Below are 20,354 nucleotides of genomic sequence, written 5' to 3'. Positions count from 1 at the left end.
AAAAAGCATGAAGATTGCGATCGTTGGTACGGGATATGTCGGTCTGGTGACTGGTACCTGTTTTGCAGAGATGGGCATGGAGGTCTATTGTGTGGACATCGATCGCCGTAAGATTGAGAACCTGAAAAACGGGATCATCCCGATCTATGAGCCCGGGTTGGAGGAATTGGTCGTCCGTAATCACGAAGTAGGACGTTTGCATTTTACAACGGAATTGAGGGAGGTGCTCGACGAGGTCGAAATCGTGTTCAGCGCCGTCGGTACGCCGCCTGATGAAGACGGGAGCGCCGATCTGAAGTATGTGCTCGATGTGGCGCGTACCATCGGGCAGACCATGACGAAATACCTGTTGGTGGTAACAAAAAGTACCGTGCCCGTCGGAACGGCACAGAAGATCAAGCAAACGATTCTCGACGAACAGGTTAAGCGTGGCGTATCGATTAACTTTGATATAGCTTCCAATCCGGAATTTCTAAAAGAAGGGGCTGCTGTTAAAGATTTTATGCACCCGGACCGTATCGTTGTAGGAGTAGAGTCAGACTGTGCGAAAAATCTGATGGAAAAGCTGTATCATCCTTTTATGTTGAACAACTTCCGCATCATCTATATGGATGTTCCTTCGGCCGAAATGACGAAATACGCGGCCAATGCCATGTTGGCCACACGCATCAGTTTTATGAACGATATGGCTAACCTCTGCGAGATTATCGGCGCCGATGTAAATATGGTGCGCAAAGGGATCGGTGCCGATACGCGTATCGGCAGCAGCTTCCTTTATGCCGGCTGTGGTTATGGCGGGTCGTGCTTTCCGAAAGATGTAAAGGCCTTGATTCGTACGGCCGACGAACATCATTATCCGATGCGTATATTGCAGGCGGTCGAGGCCGTGAACGAATATCAGAAAACGGTATTATACCGGAAGTTAGAGCAATACTATCAAGGGAATCTGTCAGGTAAGAAGGTGGCTATGTGGGGGCTGGCTTTTAAGCCGGAGACGGACGATATGCGTGAAGCGCCCTCGCTTGTGCTGATTGATCTGTTGCTGAAGGCCGGATGCCGCGTGACGGCTTACGATCCCGTAGCTGTCCCGGAGGCTAAACGCCGTATCGGTGACCGGATTCATTATGCGAAAGATATTTATGAGGCGGTGACCGATGCCGATGTGTTGATGATTGTGACGGAATGGAAAGAATTTCGTTTGCCGTCGTGGCTTAGAATCAAACAACAGATGAAGATGCCGTTGATCTTGGACGGACGTAATATTTACAATATGCATGAGATCGAAGAAGCAGGGTTTACGTACCACTGCATCGGTCGATAAACCTAACCGAAGAGCATGGGACGAATCATTGAAATATGCGCAAATTCGGCGCAGAGCTGTGTGGAGGCTGAAGCCGGAGGGGCACGGCGTGTGGAGCTGTGCGCTGCTATTCCTGAAGGCGGTACCACCCCCAGCTATGGAGAGATACGGGCAGCGCAGGCGCTGACTTCGCAGATCGATATCAACGTCATTATTCGGCCGCGTGGCGGAGATTTCCTCTATACTCCGGCCGAGGTGCAGGCCATGCTGTATGACATTGAAATGGCCAAACAGTTGAACGTTCACGGCGTTGTGTTTGGCTGTCTGACTCAGGACGGCGATATCGATATCGCCTTGATGCAACGTCTCATTGAGGCTGCTAAACCGCTATCCGTCACGTGTCATCGGGCATTCGACGTATGCCGTGAGCCGTTTGTGGCGCTTGAGCAACTCATTGCACTGGGATGTGACCGCATCCTGACGTCCGGCCAACAGCCTGACGCGGTGAGCGGCATCCCGATGCTCCGCAAGCTGGTGCAACGTGCCGCCGGACGCATCATCATCATGCCCGGCTGTGGGGTGCGTGAACATAACATTGCCCGGATCGAGGCCGAAACGGGAGCAACGGAGTTTCATACTTCGGCACGCAGCGTTGTCTACAGTTCCATGACGTATCGTAAAGAGAGAGTGCCTATGGGTAGCACCGCTGTTACATCCGAATTTGAAACGGTGCAGACAGATCGCCGCAAAGTGGCATTGTATATCTGATCTTGTTTATCCGTATAAAAGTGCGTATGCTTTTGCCGGGCTGTGTAAACCGATTCGGCTTTTGGGATGACAACAACCCTGAAGCATCCGTAAAGTTGTTTTTGCTCTGGAAACTGAGTATCCGGCATTCAAACAGCTGTTTTTGCCCTGGAAACTGAGTATCCGGCATTCAAACAACTGTTTTTGCTCTGGAAACTGAGTATCCGGCGTTCAAACAGCTGTTTTTGCTCCGTTGTTGCACAACAACGGTATAAAATGGACCTTTCTGCTGCGCTGCCGTTTTTCTACTGCCTGTAAATTTTGCGTCCGAGAGACTGAAATAAAAATGAGGCGGCCTGTGTTTTTGACACGGTTTCGTTGTTAGTAGACAATCACCTTGGCTTTGCCTTCTCCATTAAGCGAAATGAAGTAAATGCCGTTGGGGAGATTTACGATTTTTGTACCCTCTTTCTCGTCGTTATATTGCCGGATCAGTTGGCCTTCAACCGTATAAATTCGGATCGTAGCCGGACGGTCGAGCTGAATCGTTACCTGACCGTGCGATGCCCATATCCGATGATCCTCCTCTATCATACCTGCATCTTTGGGATCATATCCCTGATATTCATAGCATCCAAGATCAATGCTCTTGCCGTATACACGTGGATTACCGGCCAAATCCGTTTCAATCGACCAATGAATATTCTTTCCCTTATCAATAAACGGACTGTTTTGATTCAGACGGTAATCCCCTTCTGTAGTCGGGGCGAAGCCGGGCGCTACATGACTTGCGAAGCCATTCGCAATGTGCGCGAAATCGTTTGTTTTAATCTTATTCATAAAGGGAGACGGCTCTCCTTCGATATAGCTTTCATGCATAGTAGGCATACTTCCCGTAGCGCCGTTGTTGTATAAGTTGGGATAGCCGTGTGGCGCCTGGTTATCCCAGATAATCGTGTTCGAGAACACGGGTAAAGATATCCCGATTTTCGTCCAGTCTCTCCCGGCTGAGCACGCGATACCTCCTCCTTCGGCCGTAGCCCTGTTGCCGCAGATGGTTACATTCGTCAGAGAAGGAGCGACGTTTCCTGCATACGAATAACAGAACATTCCTCCCCCGTTACGAGCAGCATTTCCGGCAACCAGCACATTCGTCAGATGAGGCGCCGATACAAGGTCCTCGCAAAGGCTGTAGAATCCGCCTCCTTCCCGTTGGGCCTGATTCCCGACGATGGACACGTTTATTAATTCGGGCGAAGCAACTCTTTTCCCGCTGTTGAAGATGCCACCGCCTGATCCTCTGGCCTGATTCCTTCGGATCGTGGAATGCCGGATAGTTACACTGGCTTCGTTATTTTTTGAGTAGATGAACATACCGCCACCGTTCTTGACTGCCTTATTCCCTTCGATGGTGAGGTTCGACAGTTGAGGCGATAAGTTTTTGTATGCCGTATAGGCATAAATGCCGCCACCAAATTCAGAAGATACCGGCGTTTCGCCGATCAACACGCCGTTCTCTTCGTTGGCATGACCGCCGGTGATGGTAAAGCCGTCTATCTCCGCGGATGACTCGACCTCTGCGGATGACTCGACATCAAGCAGAACGAGCACATGGTAGGCGTTCTCGCTCATGTTTGAGAAGTCGCCCCCGTCGTCGCCGTTAAAGTCGCCGCTCAGAATGGTACGGTGCATCTTCCAGTCGCGATCTTTTATCGTCGTGTGGTCCGTAGCATCGGCCGGAAAACCTCCGTATAAACGGATACGGCCGCGAACCATAAACGAACGATGACGGTCGGTTGTCTTTTGTTTGGGATTGTGAGCCAGTGTTTCTCCGATTCGCCGGGTAGGATGATAGGTGCCGGCCGCAACGTACACGGCATCGCCCGGCTGTGCCTTATCCAATGCCGTCTGGAGCGTAGCCAACGCTTTCGACCATGATTTGCCGTCATGAGCATCGTTTCCTTTTGTCGCATGGACATGATAAACCGTCTGCGACATGACAGGTATGGCACACAGCAAAGCACATATAATCAGTGTATTTTTATATTTCATAAGTTCCTTGTAACTTAATTAAGGTGCATGTGAAAGAACAAAGGACTGTATTATTTCAGAAAGATGCAACAATATGACGGAATATTGTACAAAACCCCACCCTTGAGCGACAAAACTTTGCATGGCCGAAACAGGGAGGTGGCCGATTTTTTTCAATGCTGTACCGTACGTTCTTTCTTTCGCGAGGTTTTTTGTATCTTTGTCTTTTATTGTACGAAAAATCATGGATTTTGAACTTGTTTCGTCATATAAGCCGACGGGCGACCAGCCTGAGGCCATCGAGGCGCTTGCCCAAGGCATCCGTGAAGGAGTGCCGTATCAGACCTTGCTGGGAGTGACGGGGTCCGGAAAGACTTTTACCGTGGCCAATGTCATCGAACGAGTACGTAAGCCCGCACTGATCCTGAGCCATAACAAAACGCTGGCCGCACAGTTGTATAGCGAATTCAAATCGTTTTTTCCGCATAACGCTGTCGAATATTTTGTATCGTACTACGATTACTATCAGCCGGAGGCTTATTTGCCCACAACCGATACATACATTGAGAAAGATATGGCGATCAACGAAGAAATCGATAAGTTACGTCTGCGTGCTACGGCCTCGCTGCTCTCCGGACGTCGCGATGTGATCGTCGTCTCGTCCGTCTCGTGTCTTTACGGCATGGCCGATCCGCGTGCTTTTGAAGAGCAGGTCGTCTATCTGGAGAAAGGGATGAAGATTGCCCGCGACAAGATGCTTCGCCTGTTTGTCGATGCGCTTTATGTGAATAATAAAGTGGAGTTTACGAGCGGCAGTTTTCGCGTGAACGGCGATACGGTCGATATTTTTCCGGCCATCGAAAGCTACGACGGGCTGGCTTACCGTATCGAGTTCTGGGGTGACGAAATAGAGCGTATCGCATCGTTTAACCCGGTCGACGGGCATGAATACGACGAGCAGGATACGCTGAACATCTATCCGACAAATCTGTTCGTTACGACGCAGGAGCGTATCCGTACAGCCATCGGGCAGATACACGTCGATCTCGGGGAGCAGGTCCGGTTCTTGCAGGATATCGGCAAGCCGCTCGAAGCCAAACGTCTCGAAGAACGCGTGACGTATGACCTCGAAATGATACAGGAGCTGGGGCATTGTGTCGGCATCGAGAATTATTCCCGCTATCTTGACGGTCGTCAGCCCGGAGAGCGTCCGTTCTGCCTGTTAGACTATTTTCCGAAAGATTTTTTGCTGGTCATTGATGAGAGCCATGTAACGGTGCCCCAGATACGCGCCATGTACGGCGGAGACCGTTCGCGCAAACAAACGCTCGTTGAATACGGTTTCCGTCTTCCGGCTGCGTTGGATAACCGTCCGCAGACCTTCGAGGAGTTCGAATCGTTGACGCCGAGCGCGATCTATGTGAGTGCTACCCCTGCCGATTATGAGCTGATGAAGAGTGAGGGAGTAGTCGTTGAGCAGCTTATCCGGCCTACGGGACTTCTCGACCCGATCATCGAAGTGCGTCCCAGCCTCAACCAGATCGACGACCTGATGGAAGAAATTGCACAGCGTGCCACAGCCGACGAGCGCGTGCTGGTGACTACACTCACCAAACGCATGGCCGAAGAGCTGACGGATTACCTGAAGCGGATGGAGGTGCGCTGTAACTATATTCACAGCGATGTCGATACGCTCGAACGGGTGAAGATCATGGACGATTTGCGTAAGGGGCTCTTCGATGTGCTGATTGGCGTCAATCTGCTGCGCGAAGGGCTGGACTTGCCCGAGGTTTCGCTTGTGGCTGTGCTCGATGCCGACAAGGAAGGATTTTTGCGTTCCCACCGTTCGCTCACTCAAACAGCCGGACGTGCTGCGCGTAATATCAACGGAAAAGTAATCTTTTATGCCGACAAAATCACCGACAGCATGCAGCAAACGATCGACGAAACGAATCGCCGGCGCGAAAAACAACTGGCTTATAACGAACGGCACGGCATCACACCGAAGCAGATCGTGAAAAACACCGTGTCGGTGCTGGGTGGTGGACGTCTGCAAACAGCTACCGAAACGTATGCTTACGTTGAGCCGGAACCGTCGCTGGTGGCCGATCCCGTAGTGCAGTATATGACGCGGCCGCAATTGGAGAAGGCCATTGCGCAGGCGCGGAAACAGATGACCGAGGCAGCGAAGAAACTCGATTTCCTCGAGGCAGCGCAATATCGTGACGAAATGTTGAAATTACAAGATATGTTGGATCAAAAAACAGAAGAAAAATGAAAAAATGGATGGTATTTGTGTGGAGTACGCTCGTGTGTATGGCTTGCTCAGCTCAGGAAAAGGCCGACTATACTCCGGAAGACCGGGCGATTTTTGATACGTATGTGCAAGCGATGCAAGGGAAAGAGCATTTGCCGTTAGGCGACCTCCTTGTCGAGACGGCGAAGTTCTTCAAGGATCGGCCTTACGTGGGTTCGACACTTGAGAAAGAGCCGGAAAGGCTCGTGATCAACTTGCGTGAGCTCGACTGTACGACGCTCGTCGAGTCTGTCCTCGCATTGGCACGCACGGTGAAAGCCGGTAATCCTTCGTTCGAAGCGTATGCCGGGCAACTGAAACAATTGCGCTATCGTCAAGGCGAGATACACGATTACACCGATCGCTTGCATTATTTCTCCGACTGGATTTATGAGAATCAGCGGAAGGGGATTGTTCGAGACGTAACGTCCGCGATCGGAGGTGAGCCGTATCGCCTGAAAATGTCGTTCATGTCTGCGCATCCCGACAAATACAGGCAGTTAAAGGCGCATCCGGAATGGGTAGAGGTGATGCGTGAGAAGGAGGAAGAAATCTCATCGCGTGAGACGTATGCCTGTATCCCCGAAAAAGAAATCGAACGTTGCGGCTCCGGCATGCAAAACGGAGATATCGTTTGTTTCGTGACGAATATCGAAGGGCTGGATATCTCGCACGTCGGATTCGTTGACCGCGAAGGCGAGATGCTGACGTTTATCCATGCCTCGTCTTCGGCCGGAAAGGTGATCGTTAATCCGGAGTCGCTACAGACGTATGTGACGGACGGTAAACGGACAACGGGCGTGATGATTGTCCGTCCGCAGGAACCGTAAAACGGCGCTACTTCTTCTTCCCGCTTTTCTGCTCTTTCACGAAAAGAAGTATCTTTGCTCGTAAATTATCATTATACGTCATGCTGGACAAATCAACCATCTGCGCTGTATCGACTGCCCCCGGTGTGGGCGGTATTGCGGTGATACGCGTATCGGGTCCCGAAGCGTTGCCTATTGCGCTTCGGCTCTTTCGATGCGGAGGGGAAACGCCTGTCGCCGAGTCTGTCAAACCTCGATATGCATATTATGGCGAAGTGATAGCCGGAGATGAATTAATCGATGAAGTCGTCCTGACTTATTTCCGGGCTCCCCATTCGTTTACAGGCGAGGATACGGTAGAAATCTCCTGCCATGGTTCTGTCTATATCAGGCGCAGACTGTTAGAATGCCTCGTCGGAGAAGGTTGTCAGATGGCACAACCGGGCGAATTTACTCGCCGTGCCTACCTCAATGGGCGTATGGACCTGAGTAGTGCCGAGGCGGTGGCGGACATCATCGCCAGCGAAAGCAAGGCGCAGCATCAGATGGCGATGAAGCAACTGCGTGGTGGATATAGCGAGGAATTGAATGCTCTGCGTGAGGAATTGCTTCGCCTAACGGGGCTGATGGAGTTGGAATTGGATTTCCCCGAAGAAGATGTGGAGTTCGCCGATCGTACCGAATTGCTTGCCCTCTGCGATCAAATCGAGCTCAAGCTCAAGAAGCTCATCGATAGCTATCGCCTTGGCAATGCTGTCAAGCGTGGGATTCCTGTGGCGATTGTCGGCACGACTAATGTGGGTAAGAGTACCCTGCTCAATACTTTGCTGGGCGAGGAGCGTGCCATCGTGAGCGATATTCACGGCACCACGCGCGACACCATCGAGGACACGATGCACATCGGAGGCTACCTCTTCCGCTTCGTCGATACGGCAGGACTGAGAGAGACCGAAGACACCATCGAGAGTCTTGGCATTGAGCGTAGCCGAAGCAAAATCAAGGAGGCAGATATTATCCTCGGCGTACTCGACGCTACTCGCCTTGAGGAAGCGAATCAGCTCGATCATATCCGGGAGATTTGGCTCAAGAGAGGGGAACGAACGATGCTTGTCCTCCTCAATAAGAGCGAGAACCTCCCCGAAGACGAACGGAACCATCTCGATCAGGTGCTGTGCGATTCCCTTGATTGCTCCGAAAAACCCCTGTTTATCTCGGCTCGCTCAGGCGAAGGAATGGATCAGCTTAAGGAAGAATTGGTCAAGATCATGGACTGTGCTCAGGCGAACGAAGCCGATCTCATTGTGAGCAATGCCCGTCATCATCAGCTCCTGCGTGAGGCTTACGACGCGCTTCAGCACATGCGTTCGGGATTCGATATGGGACTCTCGACCGACTTGCTAACACTCGACCTCCGGCACGCCATCACCTCCATCGGCGAAATCACCGGCCGCGAAATCACCAGCGACGACACCCTCCACTACATCTTCGCCCACTTCTGTATCGGGAAGTAAAATAACATTCATCATTCAACTAAAATGCGTAGGCTAAATTCAGGACAGGACATCTCCCAAAACTCTCTTCTCCTTGTCCCAATCTGTGTTTAACTGTGCTTATCTATCTGAGAGATATTGATCTAATCAACTCGATGTATTGTTCCTGCATCTCCTTCGGTAGGAAGCTCTGACGGATGCAGGCTTCCCATTCGGGGAGGATGTGTTGGAAGCGAGCGAAGATGTTGTCACACACTTTCTCATATAGTCCTGAGGCTGTCATCGCTTCGAGGAAGTGTTGTCGAGTGAGTTTGCGCTTTTTGCCACAGAGGGTCAGTGCAAGTTCTTCCGTATCCTCAGGAATAACAAGTGCCGTAGACAGCAGATCATAGGCGGGTGTTAGTTGGTATTCGTTGCCTATTGGCGCATAGAGCGAGTAATTCTTGAGGTGCATATCCGCATTACCTATCAGCCACGAAAAGAGTACCTGCTCCCAATACTTGACAAGATCAAGCTTCGGCACAGAACTATACTTGGTGATGAGCTTGGCTATCTGCTCGTGTGAGCCTTTGTACTTATACTCGGTCAGACGCTCTGATAGCTGACACATATCTTCCATTGGGAGTTTTTCGCCCAGCTCTGTTCGGTCTATGCGACGAGTGATATAGCATAGCTCGCCATCGCTAAATCGCATCAGTCCATGAGGAACTGTTTCAATCTTGGCAATCTCTGCAAGGTGCATCGACACATCCTCTAACTCGGGGAGATGCGGATAACGCTCTGTTTGAGGTTTAAGAATAAATCGTCCCCACAAGCCCACAATGGTAAAGCGCTTGGGCGAATGGCTCATCTGATCAAAGTCGAGAGACAGCTTGGGTTGTACACCTGTCACTGTGGTCTGCGAACGAACAACCTCGTCTGCCAACGCTCGTACTTCGCTACTTGTATAGGGCAATATCGGTGCTTGGGGTGTTCCAAACAATTTGCGACAACACTTGGCATGGTAATCCACCTCTCCATCAACCAAAGGTTCGTAGCAGTATAGGCATCTATTCTTCATCTTCAGTCGCATTTAGAGGTTCGATACTTACCGCTCCAATGCAGTCACGGCAACAAGCCAACAGCAAAGCCATTCGATCCCTTGCGTCTATCTTCCAATTCTTCTGAGCAATAGCTAACAGCCATCCCTCAGGAATAAGTCCGTCAAAGAATGGATGAAGCGTATTGCTTTGGAAAGGTTCTTCTCGCAAAGGCATTGTCAGGCTTATACCCTGAGCTTCGGGCATAGCTAGATAGTCCTTGTCGTAAGCAAAGGAATAACCCTCATCACTTTCTGTGAGGATGCCAGCTTTGAGCGTCTTCCAATAAACAATAGCCTGTTTCATACGTCATCTCCATCTCGTTTAATCGGCACAGGACCACACTCCGAGCCGAAGAGTTCGAATACTTTATTGACCTTGTCGAGGCGAAGCGTGGTCTTGCCTTGCTCTAGTTCACGCACAAAGCGTAGCCCCACTCCTGCTTTCTCGGAGAGGTCTACTTGTGTCAGTTTATATTTCTTGCGCATCTCTTTCACATACTGCGCTATGATTGTCTTTGCTTGCATCATTTATATCAATTACTTGAAGTCCCATACTCTGAATATGTACCCAAAATGCCGTTTTCGGGTACACGTCTCAAGGATATGTACCCATTTTGTCTCTTTTGGGTACATATTCAAGGTATATCACTATGCACGACTCACTCCGCCAAAGTCATTATATACCTTATCAGTGGCAAATATAAGGAATAGGAATCAATTATACCCCTTTTCGGGGGTATTTATTTTGCACAATGACTTGCTGAAAGTTTCCAGCGATCAGTGAAGACGGCTATTTCTCTCTTGGATACTCCCAGTTGAGCAGCCAAAGGGTGCCAATCTTTCAGGGCATCGCATACCTCTGAGATGATATTACTAGCAGCTTCTTTGCTCAGCATATAATCCTCAGCAGCATCTCTGAGAAGCGAGAGATCCGCCACATTAGAAGTAGCCGTAAGCAACAAACTTTGATATTTACTTAGTGTCGGGTTTATATCATAAGCAGGAGAAAGTGTCCAACCTTTGGGAGTAAGCAGGAATCCATGGTTTCGGAAATGATCGTCACTATTGCCAATGCAGATGTTGAAAGCAACACGACGATATAGTTCTCTGAGGTTATGTTCTACATCCGCACAATGACGAACGATAAAATCAACAATATCCAAGTAACCATAACCATTCATGGCATTATCACCATCATGCAATCCAAGGAGCGTCATAGCCGAGGCAAAGTGAATACGTCTTCCCTGCTCTGTTCTATCAAAACGTCGGGAGATTAGCGTATGATAGGTCTCTGAAGTTTGTAGTACCCTTGTGTCGGCAACAGTAATCCCAGCCCTCTTTGCCAGCAAATGACAGAAATGTTCCCACAACTCTGCATCATAATCATCCTTACGAGAAGGGAACTTAGCAATACATAGAGAACCATCAGTGTCTGCCACACTTGCTTTGGGGCGCGCTCCACCAAGAGAAGTGCCAGGTTGAATCAACTGTGCAATCCATCTTTTGTCAGGGAGTTCATTCCGTTCCTCACTTTGTTCTATCTCCTTGCTCGCAGCTTCCAATTCCCGAATATCCGTCAGGGGTGGAATCCTTAGCGATGGTGTACTATTGATGAATTCTGTATCTGCACTTTCTTTGAAGCGAAAGCCTCCCATTCGGGAATAATCATCAATTCCTAAGAGGTAATCAAAGGAAGTAAGACGACGAAGAGGGCGTTTCTCCTCTTGTGCTAAAATCTGCTCCCTTCGATTGAGCAATGTTCGCCCCCATCTGTCGGGCAACGCATCTGAAAAGCATCCAAAAATATCACTTCCACCTGTTGTATATTGTACGCCCGAGTAATTATTAAGGTCTGCACTTAGAAACAGACTACCCTGTGTCCGTAGCCATTCTTCATCGAATCGGAAGCCATAGCTGTCAGTGCCTCGCAAAGACTCGTAGCTCAACTCTCCAACAAGCATCGGCTCTTTCAGCCAATCAAAATCAGCATATACAAGTAGTTTCCGCATAGTTTATTCTTTCTTGGAGGCACGACGGCGATTGATGAGAGAGAGGTCTTGGAGGCGACGCCCCAGTTCATCGTCTTTGGCGATGAGAAGGATGTCGTCTTCGAGTTGCAGGGCATAGAGTACTCGCAAGTAGATCCCGATAGACACAGTAGGAGATCCTTTCTCAATACGAGAGACGGTCAAAGGGGAACAAGTGGCACGCTCTGCAATCTGTGCCACACTAAGATTACGACGTAGTCGAGCCAACTTGATTTGCTCTCCCACAATCTGCATCTTCTGCTCTAACTTTCGGGGCAACTTAGTCCCCATTGTATTCTTTGCCATATCTTCAATGTATCATATAGTGCGCAAATATACGCTTTTAATCTCACTATTATAATTGTTGGAGGACAAAATAAGTATGTCGAGTATTTTCCTTGCATCATTTTGCTTTGATATGCTCCGAAATGGGTACTTTTGTAGTGAGCAAGCGTGCTAAAAACAAATGGGAGGTATTGTAATTAGCTGATTAATAGACAATACCACTAAAAAGAAGGTTGAAAGACTGAGAACAAAGCTATGCGGTACAAGTATGTAACTACCTATAAAACAGTTATATAAAACTGATTTTTCATTTATTTTAGGGTGCCTTGTACCGATTAAATGGCTAATCGCCTAAGTGATAGAGGAGTAATGATGCTGTATTGGCAAGTAGATTTAGTTATTTATATAAAAACAATATGAATATCCGTATAATTACCCAAGAATGATTGTCTTTGTAAAAAAAATCAAGTTATATGACGTTCATCGATTTTATATCCCAATTTCCTGATGAAGAAAGCTGTAAGCAAAAATTCAAGGAGTATTGCGGCTAAGTAGGTGTTGTTTGTTCCAAATGCGGCGGCACGGATCATTATTGGGAAAAAGAGACCATTAATGCAGCGGTTCAGCAGTTAGCCTCCGGAGCTAATCAAATCGACACGGATGATTCTACTTCTTACGTGGAGTTAGAAAACTTTGTACCACGACACCACTCTCAGGTTATCCCAAAAGAAAAAGTGGGAGAATGACTCCCTTGGGTTCATATCGCCATCAGCAATGCCAAGCGACAATTACTAAATACATTTCATGACATTAAGCCGGAGTTTTTACAAAACTATCTGGACGAGTTCTGTTTTTATACGTTCATGAAAACTCTCTTCGCTATCATTGCCACTCGTCATCCAATCTACGCGAGTTGCATATATTTCTGCTATACGAATTTGCCGATAAGCCTCCTTCATTGCATTATTGTTGACATGTTGATTTGTTGACTGATTGCTGAATACTGACCGCTAACGATTATGTCAGGCTTACAGCCCTTTAACCAAGGTATTGGCATGGATACCCCACCCTTGCGGGATAGGGCTGAAATAAAGCGGGCTTTCAGCCCTATCGGGTAATGGTTATGTACAAGGTACACGGTGTCCGAACACAAATTTCACAAATGGACGCAAATGAACGCAGTACGCACCGTAGAGACGCAATGATTTGTGTCTCTACAACATGTACCCCTGTCATTCCGAGCGCAGTGAGGAATCCCGCGAGGAAGAGGAAAAGAGATTCATCGCTGACGTTCTGGATGACAAGGGAAGTGCTCTGAACGCCCCTCCTTGTCATTCCGAACACCGTGAGGAATCTCACTTGGAGAAGGAAGGAGATTCATCGCTTCGCTCTGAATGACAGGGTAGAGGAAAGGGCAGTTCATGTAGGGGCGAACCTCTGTGTTCACCCGTCATAACGCCGATATGAACATCCCCCTTCCCCCCTTCCAAGGAGGAATGCGGAACTGACGGCTGACTGCTGTAAGAGCCCTGAAAGGGCGTGTTAATTCAGCCCAATGCGAAGCGTTGGGGAAAAAGGTATCGCGTCTCGGCGGAGGGCTGTAAGCCTGACGCAACCTTTGTCGTACATTCGCACGTCCATTATTAATGGTAAACGCCGAACAGTGTATCGCGTAATTTGGGTTTATCTGACAGAAGAAAAGATTCCGCGCCATCATGGATAGGCGTTATATGAATTTACCTCATCAACTCAACAACATTTTCCGGCAACATCGCATTCCCGACATCATCTTTCGGTGCATTTTTAAGAAATAGGACCGGGAAAATCGTGTAATTCTTGGCAAATGGCAGCAGATTGGTTTTACGGAGAAGTTCGGCTGTAAGTTGTCTACCATTCTCTGGATTTGTCCATTTGCACTCACCTACTAAGAGATACTTTTTATCAAGTGATTCTGCCATTACATCAATCTCTATTTGTTCTGGCTTTTTATCCTCGTTGAGAACCGGTCCCCACCAGCGTTTTGCTTTGCCGTAAACAACTCCGTTAACCTGATTTCCCGTTACAGCATCCCTGCATAGTTTTTCCCAATGCATACTCACATACTCCGAGAAATGGGCTGCCAAAGCTCGTTCTAATGGCAAACGACGACCAATCTCGATGAACGAACGGTTAGGTACAACAAACTGATAGTAGAATGCCATAAATGGGTCGGCTATTTTATATAGGCTCTTTTTTGCATTCTTTTCGTCAATTCCGAACGGAACATCTTTCTCCAAAAATCCGAGGTCAATCAGCTTCTTCAATGGACGTGACAGATTAGTTGCCGGCTCATTACATCTGGCAGCAATCTCAGAAAGACGATTTGCGCCGGAGCCGATATAAGACATGACTGTAGAAGTCTTGACAATATCCTTTACATCATCCTGAAACAGTTTTACTGGCTCTTCGTAAAAAGTGCCATTTACAGAGAGGATATTGTGCCACAACGCATCGTCAAGTGAGTTTCTGTTTTCTCTTAGTTCCCAATAACGAGGTACACCACCCCATACAGCATACTCTTCAATGGCACTCACCGCGTCAAGGTGCAAAGCCTCCTGAATATACGGTAAGCGTATCGGCGTAAGTCTCATTATCTCATCAGCACGGCCATATAAAGGTGCTGTAGAATCAAGAAAGAGTCCATACATCATATTTTGGGATGAACCACAAAGTACGAGATTATACTTCAACTGCTTTTCATCAACCAATTTCTGTAACACTGACGGCAGTTCCGGGGATTGTTCCACCAGATACGGGAATTCATCCAAGAACAGAGCGAAACGCTTGTCTGTTCGATAATTAACGGCACGAAATATAGACTCCCAATCTGGATAAGTTAACTTATCGAAATCAGGAAATACTTGTGCTACCACCTTTGCAAACAAAGTCCTCTGATGTTGCCCTTCTGAACGGTCGGCAAGGAAATATACATCACTGTCCGACAACACCCTTTTGATAAGCGTTGACTTACCTAACCGTCTGCGACCGTACATTACGACCAACGAAGACTTCTCTCTTGAAAGAGTGTCCTTCAGTCGTGCCGTTTCTTCTATTCTATCAACGAATTTCATATTCTATATCTATTATGTATCGCAAACATAATGTTTTTATAGCATAATATAAAATTTCAAGCCAAGTATTTTTCTAATAACTTGTTGTAAATACTATTTTCTCTCAAAAAGCATAGTTTACAGAATATTTTTGCATATGTCCACAGATTTCTGCCACAAAAACGCATATTGTTTCTTAAAAATAAGCATCTGAAAAGAAACGTAAATAGAATATCATCATCCGGCTGACTGCAAAAAAATCCGATACATCGCCTTTTTTATCAAAGTCTTTTCATTTGTTTTCTTGTACCGGAAAAACGCATGATCTTTGCAAAAGTTCAGCGCAGAAAAAAAAGCAAAATCAGACATTTCTATCATTTGATTTTCAAACCATTGTAGTCAATTGGTCTAATATGCCGTATCGGCAAGTAAATGGGGATTACCAACGATTAGCATATCTCATCGACAAAAAAACACTGCAAAGGTTTCGGTGAGAATATATTTACGGTTTAATCTCGATCGGGGTTCCTATCGGTACGGCTTGATAGAGCTCTTCCACCTCTTCGTTTGTCAAGGCGATGCAGCCGGCTGTCCAGTCTTTGAGCAGGTGTATTTTTCCGATCCAGCCCCAGCCGTTCTTCAGTCCGTGTATTTTGATATGTCCGCCGGGAGCTTTCCCGATTTCTTTCGCATGTGCGATGTCCCGTTTGTTGGGGTAGGAGATTCCCAGATTCTTGTAATAGCCGCTGTGAGGGTTTTTATCATGAATCACATACTTTCCTTCGGGCGTACGCTGATCTCCTTCAAATGCTTTATGTCCGAGAGGATACTTTCCGAGTGAGATCGGATACGTCTTCAACAAAGTCTCACCGGAGTAGAGACTCAGTCGCCGTTTGCTTTTCTCGACGACAATCTTATTGACCGTGAGCGATGGGGCGAGCGGTTTATCATGCATTCCCAAGAGCCACAGCCCCGCCATCCCTGCGACGATCGTTACTCCTATTATCCATCCGCACTTCATATTCAATGTCTTATAGAACCGACAGAAAACACCCTACCCAGCCTATATCTGCACCGGGTATTGGCAATTAATCTCTGCAAAGATATGCAATGAAAACGAATCGTTGCTTCAGACACGTTGCTTTCAGTCTTTATCGGTGCCGAGAGAATGGTTTTTGCGTAGCTCTTATATTAAAAATAGTTGAATTGGGCAAATAAAAGAGGTATTTTGCAGAGGTCTCGCCTTTTGTTTCCAACTGACGGTTGGATAGATTTGCATCATTGAAAAATATTATTTTACTTTGCGCTTTCAACTTTGCAGGAAGATTGTGATAACAGGTGCAAAAGGAAGATATGTCATCGCGACGTTGCTGCTGGCTGCGTTGCTACCCGTCTTTGTGGTGAAAGCATTTCACCGTCACGAGGCGTGTGGGTATGATATGTGTTGCACGCACGGAGAGAATCCGCAAACCACCTCGTCGGATGACGATTGCTTCATCTGCCTCTTCAATCTCCTGCCTTTCACACAAAGTGAAATATTCCGGATTCGTCTCTTTACCCTTCTCACCGCTGAGCGTAAACCGGTGGCAGCTGTTTGTGAAACCATCCGTCCGCTTCTTTACGCTTACGCTCTGCGTGCCCCACCGTACATTTAATTATTAATGGTCAGTTGTCAATTGTTATGCGTGATACACGATATAATAATTGTAAATAGATGATTGTTAGTTGGCTATGCATAATGCATGCCAAGTCATGTACCCGGAAGATAACTCTTGACCGTTAACAATTAACCATTAAACTAAATCGGGCTTTCAGCCTTTTGAGTATTAGATGCCTGCCCTTTGGGCATTTGAATGTTGAGTTGTTTAATTGTTGAAATGTTTCGATTGTTGACTGAAAGCTGAATGCTAACTGATAAATTGCATCAGGCTTACAGCCCTCAAAAACAAGACAGGGGAATCGATACCCTACCCTTTATGGGATGGGGCTGAAATAGAACGGACTTTCAGCCCATGTATGCCCCTGGGGCGTTTAATCTTCGCAGGTGGAAATAATTTCGATGGTTAACTGTTAATGTTTAATCGTCAATGGTTATGCGTGGTACAGCCCCAATCATGTACCCTGCATGACAATTAACAATTAATAAATAGAGGTGTGTTAATTCAGCTCAATGCGAAGCGTTGGGAGAAAAAGGGTACACATCTCGGCGCAGGGTTGTAAGCCGATGTAATGATTGTTTTGGATGTTGATTTGTTTGGCTGATAGACTAAAAACAGAAAAACGAAGAATGACGAATGCTGACCGCTGAATGAAAACTTGTGGTAAAATGAAAAAAAGTAACAAGGTCGTCAAGGTAGTAAAGAATAACCATTAACCATTAAATGAGTGAAACTTGCGGTTTATCCGATCGCTAACGTAATAATTTTGTATGAATATCAGATATAGTTTGCTGCTGCTGATTCTTTTTGCGGTATGCTCGGTCGACGCCCAGAGCGAAGCGCCCGACAGTATGAAGCACGTGTCCTTGTCCGAAGTTGTAGTCTCGGAATCGTATCATCGGCAACAGCAGAAGATGACCGCTCTCACGATCGACGTGGTGCGGAAAGACTTTCTTAACCGTCATTTCACGGGAAACCTCGTGCAAACGATGGAGAAGATTCCCGGCGTCCGTTCGATGGATATCGGTGCAGGCTTCTCCAAGCCCGCCATTCGTGGCCTCGGCTTCAATCGTATTGTCGTGTCCGAGAACGGGATCAAGCAGGAAGGGCAGCAATGGGGCAGCGACCACGGATTAGAGATCGATGCTTTTAATGTCGAAGAAATCAGGGTGCGCAAAGGTCCGTCGTCGCTCATCTTCGGCAGTGATGCCATGGGAGGCGTCATCGAAATTCTGCCGGCCACGTGGCCGGCAGTGGATCAGCTTTTCGGTGAGGCCGTGATACTCAGCAAATCGCTCAACGGCACGCTGGGAGGATCGCTGATGCTTGGCCTGCGCAAAGGCGCGTGGCTCGTCAGGGCACGCTTCTCCGAACAGCGCTACGGCGACTATCGTATACCTGCCGACACAATTGTCTACCTCACACGCAAAATCCCCGTCTATGGTCGAAGGCTCAAGAATACGGCCGGCATGGAACGTAACGCTTCTTTCTTCGGGGGATACCGAAGAAACCGTTATCGGATGAATGTGACGGTCAGCAACGCTTTTCAGAAGATGGGCTTTTTTCCTGGTGCACACGGTGCCCCGGACCTCTCACGTTTGCAGGACGACGGCAACAGCCGTGACATTGCGTTGCCCTACAGCCTCGTCAATCACTTCAAAGTGATGACACATCAACAATACACGCCCGACGATCTCATCCTCTCGGCCGACTTTGGCTATCAGTATAATCATCGCGAAGAATGGAGTGCCTTTCACACCCATTACGATGCGCAACTTCCGCCTGCGCAAGACCCCGATAAGGAGCTGGAATTTCGTCTGCATACATTCAGTGGTGCACTCAAAGCGCGTCTGTTGCATCATCTGTCGTGGGAGCATACGGCCGGGCTCGATGTGCAGGCGCAAAAGAACGATATCGCCGGATACGCCTTTCTGTTGCCCGAGTATACGCGTTTTGCCGCGGGCGGATACTGGCTGTCGACTTACCGTCCCACCCATGAATTTGCGCTCAACGGCGGTGCGCGTTATGACTTCGGGAAGATAGATATCGCTCCCTCCGACGATCCTTTTCTGGGCGAATATCTGCGTCGCCAAGGGTATATTAATGAACAGGTAAAACGATATAAACAAAGAAGTTATGATGTAAACCGTATTTTCGGTGATTATTCTTTCTCGGCCGGCATCGTGTGGAATCCGTCGCCGCTTCATCTGTTCAAGGCGAACATCGGGCGCAGCTTTCGCCTGCCCGGCGCCAACGAACTGGCCTCGAACGGTGTCCATCACGGTACCTTCCGTCACGAGCAGGGCGATGTGACCCTCCGCTCCGAGCGCGGCTGGCAATTCGATGCCTCCTACAGCCTTACTCGGCCAGGGCTTGAACTGACCGTGTCGCCCTTCGTCAGCCTCTTCGACTGTTACATCTATCTTCAGCCCACGGGCGAGTGGTCAGCGCTACCTCATGCCGGGCAGGTTTACCGTTATACCCCCGCGCGGGCATTGTTTGCGGGTGGAGAAATTGCGTTCGATCTCGATCTGTCGCGCGGGTTACACTACCGTTTCGCCGGTGAGTATGTTTATACCCGCAATCGTGATACGCATACGGCACTCAACTTTTCGCCGCCGCTCTCCATACGTCAAACACTGAGTTGGGGCTTCAAACGCTTCCGCTCGTATGTCGAGTGGCAGAACATTGTTGCTCAGCACCGCATCGCCCGCAATGAAGACGCGACACCGGGCGCTCAGCTGCTCCATGCCGGAGCGAGCATGGACTTTGCTGTAGCAGGCATGATGGTCGAGCTGTCGCTAAGCATTCGCAATCTATTCGATGCGAAATATTTTAATCATTTAAGTTTTTATCGGAAGGTTGAAATCCCCGAACCGGGACGAAACTTCCAATTATATATTAAAGTACCATTTAACCAACTATTAAAATGAGAAAAAAGTTTTATTTTTCAGCAGTCTGTCTATTGGCAGCCAGTTCATTCATGCTCGTGTCTTGCGACAAAGACGAGAAAGCGGATGTAACGAAACCGGAGATCAAGTTGAATGCTCCCAAAGAGGGTGCGGTGTTAAAAATCGGCGATAAGCACGGTGTGCATTTCGACATGGATTTGTCGGACGATGTGATGCTGAAGTCGTATCTGATCGAAATACATAGTAATTTCGACAATCATACCCATACTAAATCGGGTGATGGCACGGTGGCGTTTTCCTTTAAGAAAAGCTATGATGTGTCGGGGAAGAAAAACGCACATATCCATCATCACGATATCCAAATTCCGGAGAACGCCACACCGGGGAAATATCACCTGATGGTGTATTGTACCGATGCTGCCGGAAACGAACAGCGGATTCCCGAACGTAATATTGTACTGAGCAAAGACGCGCCCGATCATGACGGTCATCATCATGAACATTAATCGGGCGTAACAGTCAATAAACGTAGCGATAGTAGCTGTTATGGGGGCTTCCGCCTTCGGAAGATTCTGTGACAACTTCAAAAAGAGGAGGGGGATCAAAACAAAATGTTTGGCCCCCTTTTT

Annotated in this window: 16 protein-coding genes and 1 pseudogene; 9 read left to right on the top strand and 8 right to left on the bottom strand. The window is 48.1% G+C overall.

Annotated elements, in window-relative coordinates:
* Positions 1-7: 7 nt before the first annotated feature.
* Both Tanf_RS05635 and Tanf_RS05630 read left to right on the top strand, forming a co-directional pair.
* The gene (locus Tanf_RS05635; RefSeq protein ID WP_046825197.1) at positions 8-1,321 is read left to right on the top strand and encodes a UDP-glucose dehydrogenase family protein; all 1,314 of its coding nucleotides are present in this window, start codon (positions 8-10) and stop codon (positions 1,319-1,321) included.
* Between the two features lie 15 nt (positions 1,322-1,336).
* Positions 1,337-2,068, top strand: coding sequence for a copper homeostasis protein CutC (locus Tanf_RS05630; RefSeq protein ID WP_046825196.1), 732 nt, complete (start codon positions 1,337-1,339; stop codon positions 2,066-2,068).
* A gap of 360 nt (positions 2,069-2,428) precedes the next feature.
* On the opposite strand, the gene Tanf_RS05625 is transcribed toward Tanf_RS05630, so the two are convergent.
* Positions 2,429-4,099, bottom strand: coding sequence for a choice-of-anchor Q domain-containing protein (locus Tanf_RS05625; RefSeq protein WP_080948566.1), 1,671 nt, complete (start codon positions 4,097-4,099; stop codon positions 2,429-2,431).
* Between the two features lie 223 nt (positions 4,100-4,322).
* Between Tanf_RS05625 and uvrB the strand changes: the two genes are divergently transcribed.
* The 3 genes from uvrB (at position 4,323) to mnmE (ending at position 8,694) form a co-directional block, all read left to right on the top strand.
* The gene (uvrB, locus tag Tanf_RS05615; RefSeq protein WP_046825193.1) at positions 4,323-6,356 is read left to right on the top strand and encodes an excinuclease ABC subunit UvrB; all 2,034 of its coding nucleotides are present in this window, start codon (positions 4,323-4,325) and stop codon (positions 6,354-6,356) included.
* The gene (locus Tanf_RS05610; protein ID WP_046825192.1) at positions 6,353-7,204 is read left to right on the top strand and encodes an N-acetylmuramoyl-L-alanine amidase-like domain-containing protein; all 852 of its coding nucleotides are present in this window, start codon (positions 6,353-6,355) and stop codon (positions 7,202-7,204) included. The genes uvrB and Tanf_RS05610 overlap by 4 nt, the downstream gene beginning before the upstream one ends.
* Positions 7,205-7,284: 80 nt before the next feature.
* Complete coding sequence (mnmE, locus tag Tanf_RS05605) at positions 7,285-8,694, top strand: tRNA uridine-5-carboxymethylaminomethyl(34) synthesis GTPase MnmE (protein ID WP_052449022.1); 1,410 nt, start codon at positions 7,285-7,287, stop codon at positions 8,692-8,694.
* A 103-nt stretch (positions 8,695-8,797) separates the two neighbouring features.
* Here the strand turns inward: mnmE and Tanf_RS05600 are convergent, their stop codons facing one another.
* From Tanf_RS05600 to Tanf_RS05580, 5 genes are all read right to left on the bottom strand, one after another.
* Positions 8,798-9,733, bottom strand: a complete 936-nt coding sequence (locus Tanf_RS05600; protein ID WP_046825242.1) for a HipA domain-containing protein — start codon at positions 9,731-9,733, stop codon at positions 8,798-8,800.
* The gene (locus Tanf_RS05595) at positions 9,723-10,058 is read right to left on the bottom strand and encodes a HipA N-terminal domain-containing protein (protein ID WP_046825191.1); all 336 of its coding nucleotides are present in this window, start codon (positions 10,056-10,058) and stop codon (positions 9,723-9,725) included. The genes Tanf_RS05600 and Tanf_RS05595 overlap by 11 nt, the downstream gene beginning before the upstream one ends.
* The gene (locus tag Tanf_RS05590) at positions 10,055-10,279 is read right to left on the bottom strand and encodes a helix-turn-helix transcriptional regulator (RefSeq protein ID WP_043895383.1); all 225 of its coding nucleotides are present in this window, start codon (positions 10,277-10,279) and stop codon (positions 10,055-10,057) included. The genes Tanf_RS05595 and Tanf_RS05590 overlap by 4 nt, the downstream gene beginning before the upstream one ends.
* 215 nt (positions 10,280-10,494) lie before the next feature.
* Positions 10,495-11,763, bottom strand: coding sequence for a type II toxin-antitoxin system HipA family toxin (locus tag Tanf_RS05585; RefSeq protein ID WP_014223982.1), 1,269 nt, complete (start codon positions 11,761-11,763; stop codon positions 10,495-10,497).
* Positions 11,764-11,766: 3 nt separating this feature from the next.
* The gene (locus Tanf_RS05580; RefSeq protein ID WP_041590594.1) at positions 11,767-12,087 is read right to left on the bottom strand and encodes a helix-turn-helix domain-containing protein; all 321 of its coding nucleotides are present in this window, start codon (positions 12,085-12,087) and stop codon (positions 11,767-11,769) included.
* A 575-nt stretch (positions 12,088-12,662) separates the two neighbouring features.
* Here Tanf_RS05580 and Tanf_RS14210 point away from each other — a divergent pair.
* Positions 12,663-12,920 (top strand): annotated as a pseudogene (locus tag Tanf_RS14210) (transposase); the annotation flags it as partial.
* An 882-nt stretch (positions 12,921-13,802) separates the two neighbouring features.
* Here the strand turns inward: Tanf_RS14210 and Tanf_RS05575 are convergent.
* Complete coding sequence (locus tag Tanf_RS05575; protein WP_046825190.1) at positions 13,803-15,176, bottom strand: ATP-binding protein; 1,374 nt, start codon at positions 15,174-15,176, stop codon at positions 13,803-13,805.
* A gap of 481 nt (positions 15,177-15,657) precedes the next feature.
* The gene (locus Tanf_RS05570; protein WP_014223976.1) at positions 15,658-16,176 is read right to left on the bottom strand and encodes a L,D-transpeptidase family protein; all 519 of its coding nucleotides are present in this window, start codon (positions 16,174-16,176) and stop codon (positions 15,658-15,660) included.
* A 307-nt stretch (positions 16,177-16,483) separates the two neighbouring features.
* Here Tanf_RS05570 and Tanf_RS05565 point away from each other — a divergent pair, with 307 nt between their 5' ends.
* The 3 genes from Tanf_RS05565 (at position 16,484) to Tanf_RS05555 (ending at position 20,231) form a co-directional block, all read left to right on the top strand.
* On the top strand, positions 16,484-16,810 hold the full coding sequence (locus tag Tanf_RS05565) for a hypothetical protein (RefSeq protein WP_052449021.1): 327 nt from the start codon (positions 16,484-16,486) through the stop codon (positions 16,808-16,810).
* Positions 16,811-17,589: 779 nt separating this feature from the next.
* On the top strand, positions 17,590-19,746 hold the full coding sequence (locus tag Tanf_RS05560; protein ID WP_371706629.1) for a TonB-dependent receptor: 2,157 nt from the start codon (positions 17,590-17,592) through the stop codon (positions 19,744-19,746).
* Positions 19,743-20,231 carry a DUF4625 domain-containing protein gene (locus Tanf_RS05555; protein ID WP_041590593.1) on the top strand — a complete coding sequence of 163 codons (489 nt, stop codon included), beginning with the start codon at positions 19,743-19,745 and terminating at the stop codon, positions 20,229-20,231. The genes Tanf_RS05560 and Tanf_RS05555 overlap by 4 nt, the downstream gene beginning before the upstream one ends.
* Positions 20,232-20,354 lie beyond the last annotated feature (123 nt).

Source organism: Tannerella forsythia, assembly GCF_001006485.1.
In the GTDB taxonomy this organism is placed as follows: domain Bacteria; phylum Bacteroidota; class Bacteroidia; order Bacteroidales; family Tannerellaceae; genus Tannerella; species Tannerella forsythia.
This window is presented reverse-complemented; position numbering and strand designations above follow the sequence as displayed.

Bases quoted from the DNA above. Each gene is read 5' to 3' on its own strand.
- Tanf_RS05635 (WP_046825197.1), top strand. From the start codon at position 8: ATGAAGATTGCGATCGTTGGTACGGGATATGTCGGTCTGGTGACTGGT.
- Tanf_RS05630 (WP_046825196.1), top strand. From the start codon at position 1,337: ATGGGACGAATCATTGAAATATGCGCAAATTCGGCGCAGAGCTGTGTG.
- Tanf_RS05625 (WP_080948566.1), bottom strand. From the start codon at position 4,099: ATGAAATATAAAAATACACTGATTATATGTGCTTTGCTGTGTGCCATA.
- uvrB (WP_046825193.1), top strand. From the start codon at position 4,323: ATGGATTTTGAACTTGTTTCGTCATATAAGCCGACGGGCGACCAGCCT.
- Tanf_RS05610 (WP_046825192.1), top strand. From the start codon at position 6,353: ATGAAAAAATGGATGGTATTTGTGTGGAGTACGCTCGTGTGTATGGCT.
- mnmE (WP_052449022.1), top strand. From the start codon at position 7,285: ATGCTGGACAAATCAACCATCTGCGCTGTATCGACTGCCCCCGGTGTG.
- Tanf_RS05600 (WP_046825242.1), bottom strand. From the start codon at position 9,733: ATGAAGAATAGATGCCTATACTGCTACGAACCTTTGGTTGATGGAGAG.
- Tanf_RS05595 (WP_046825191.1), bottom strand. From the start codon at position 10,058: ATGAAACAGGCTATTGTTTATTGGAAGACGCTCAAAGCTGGCATCCTC.
- Tanf_RS05590 (WP_043895383.1), bottom strand. From the start codon at position 10,279: ATGCAAGCAAAGACAATCATAGCGCAGTATGTGAAAGAGATGCGCAAG.
- Tanf_RS05585 (WP_014223982.1), bottom strand. From the start codon at position 11,763: ATGCGGAAACTACTTGTATATGCTGATTTTGATTGGCTGAAAGAGCCG.
- Tanf_RS05580 (WP_041590594.1), bottom strand. From the start codon at position 12,087: ATGGCAAAGAATACAATGGGGACTAAGTTGCCCCGAAAGTTAGAGCAG.
- Tanf_RS05575 (WP_046825190.1), bottom strand. From the start codon at position 15,176: ATGAAATTCGTTGATAGAATAGAAGAAACGGCACGACTGAAGGACACT.
- Tanf_RS05570 (WP_014223976.1), bottom strand. From the start codon at position 16,176: ATGAAGTGCGGATGGATAATAGGAGTAACGATCGTCGCAGGGATGGCG.
- Tanf_RS05555 (WP_041590593.1), top strand. From the start codon at position 19,743: ATGAGAAAAAAGTTTTATTTTTCAGCAGTCTGTCTATTGGCAGCCAGT.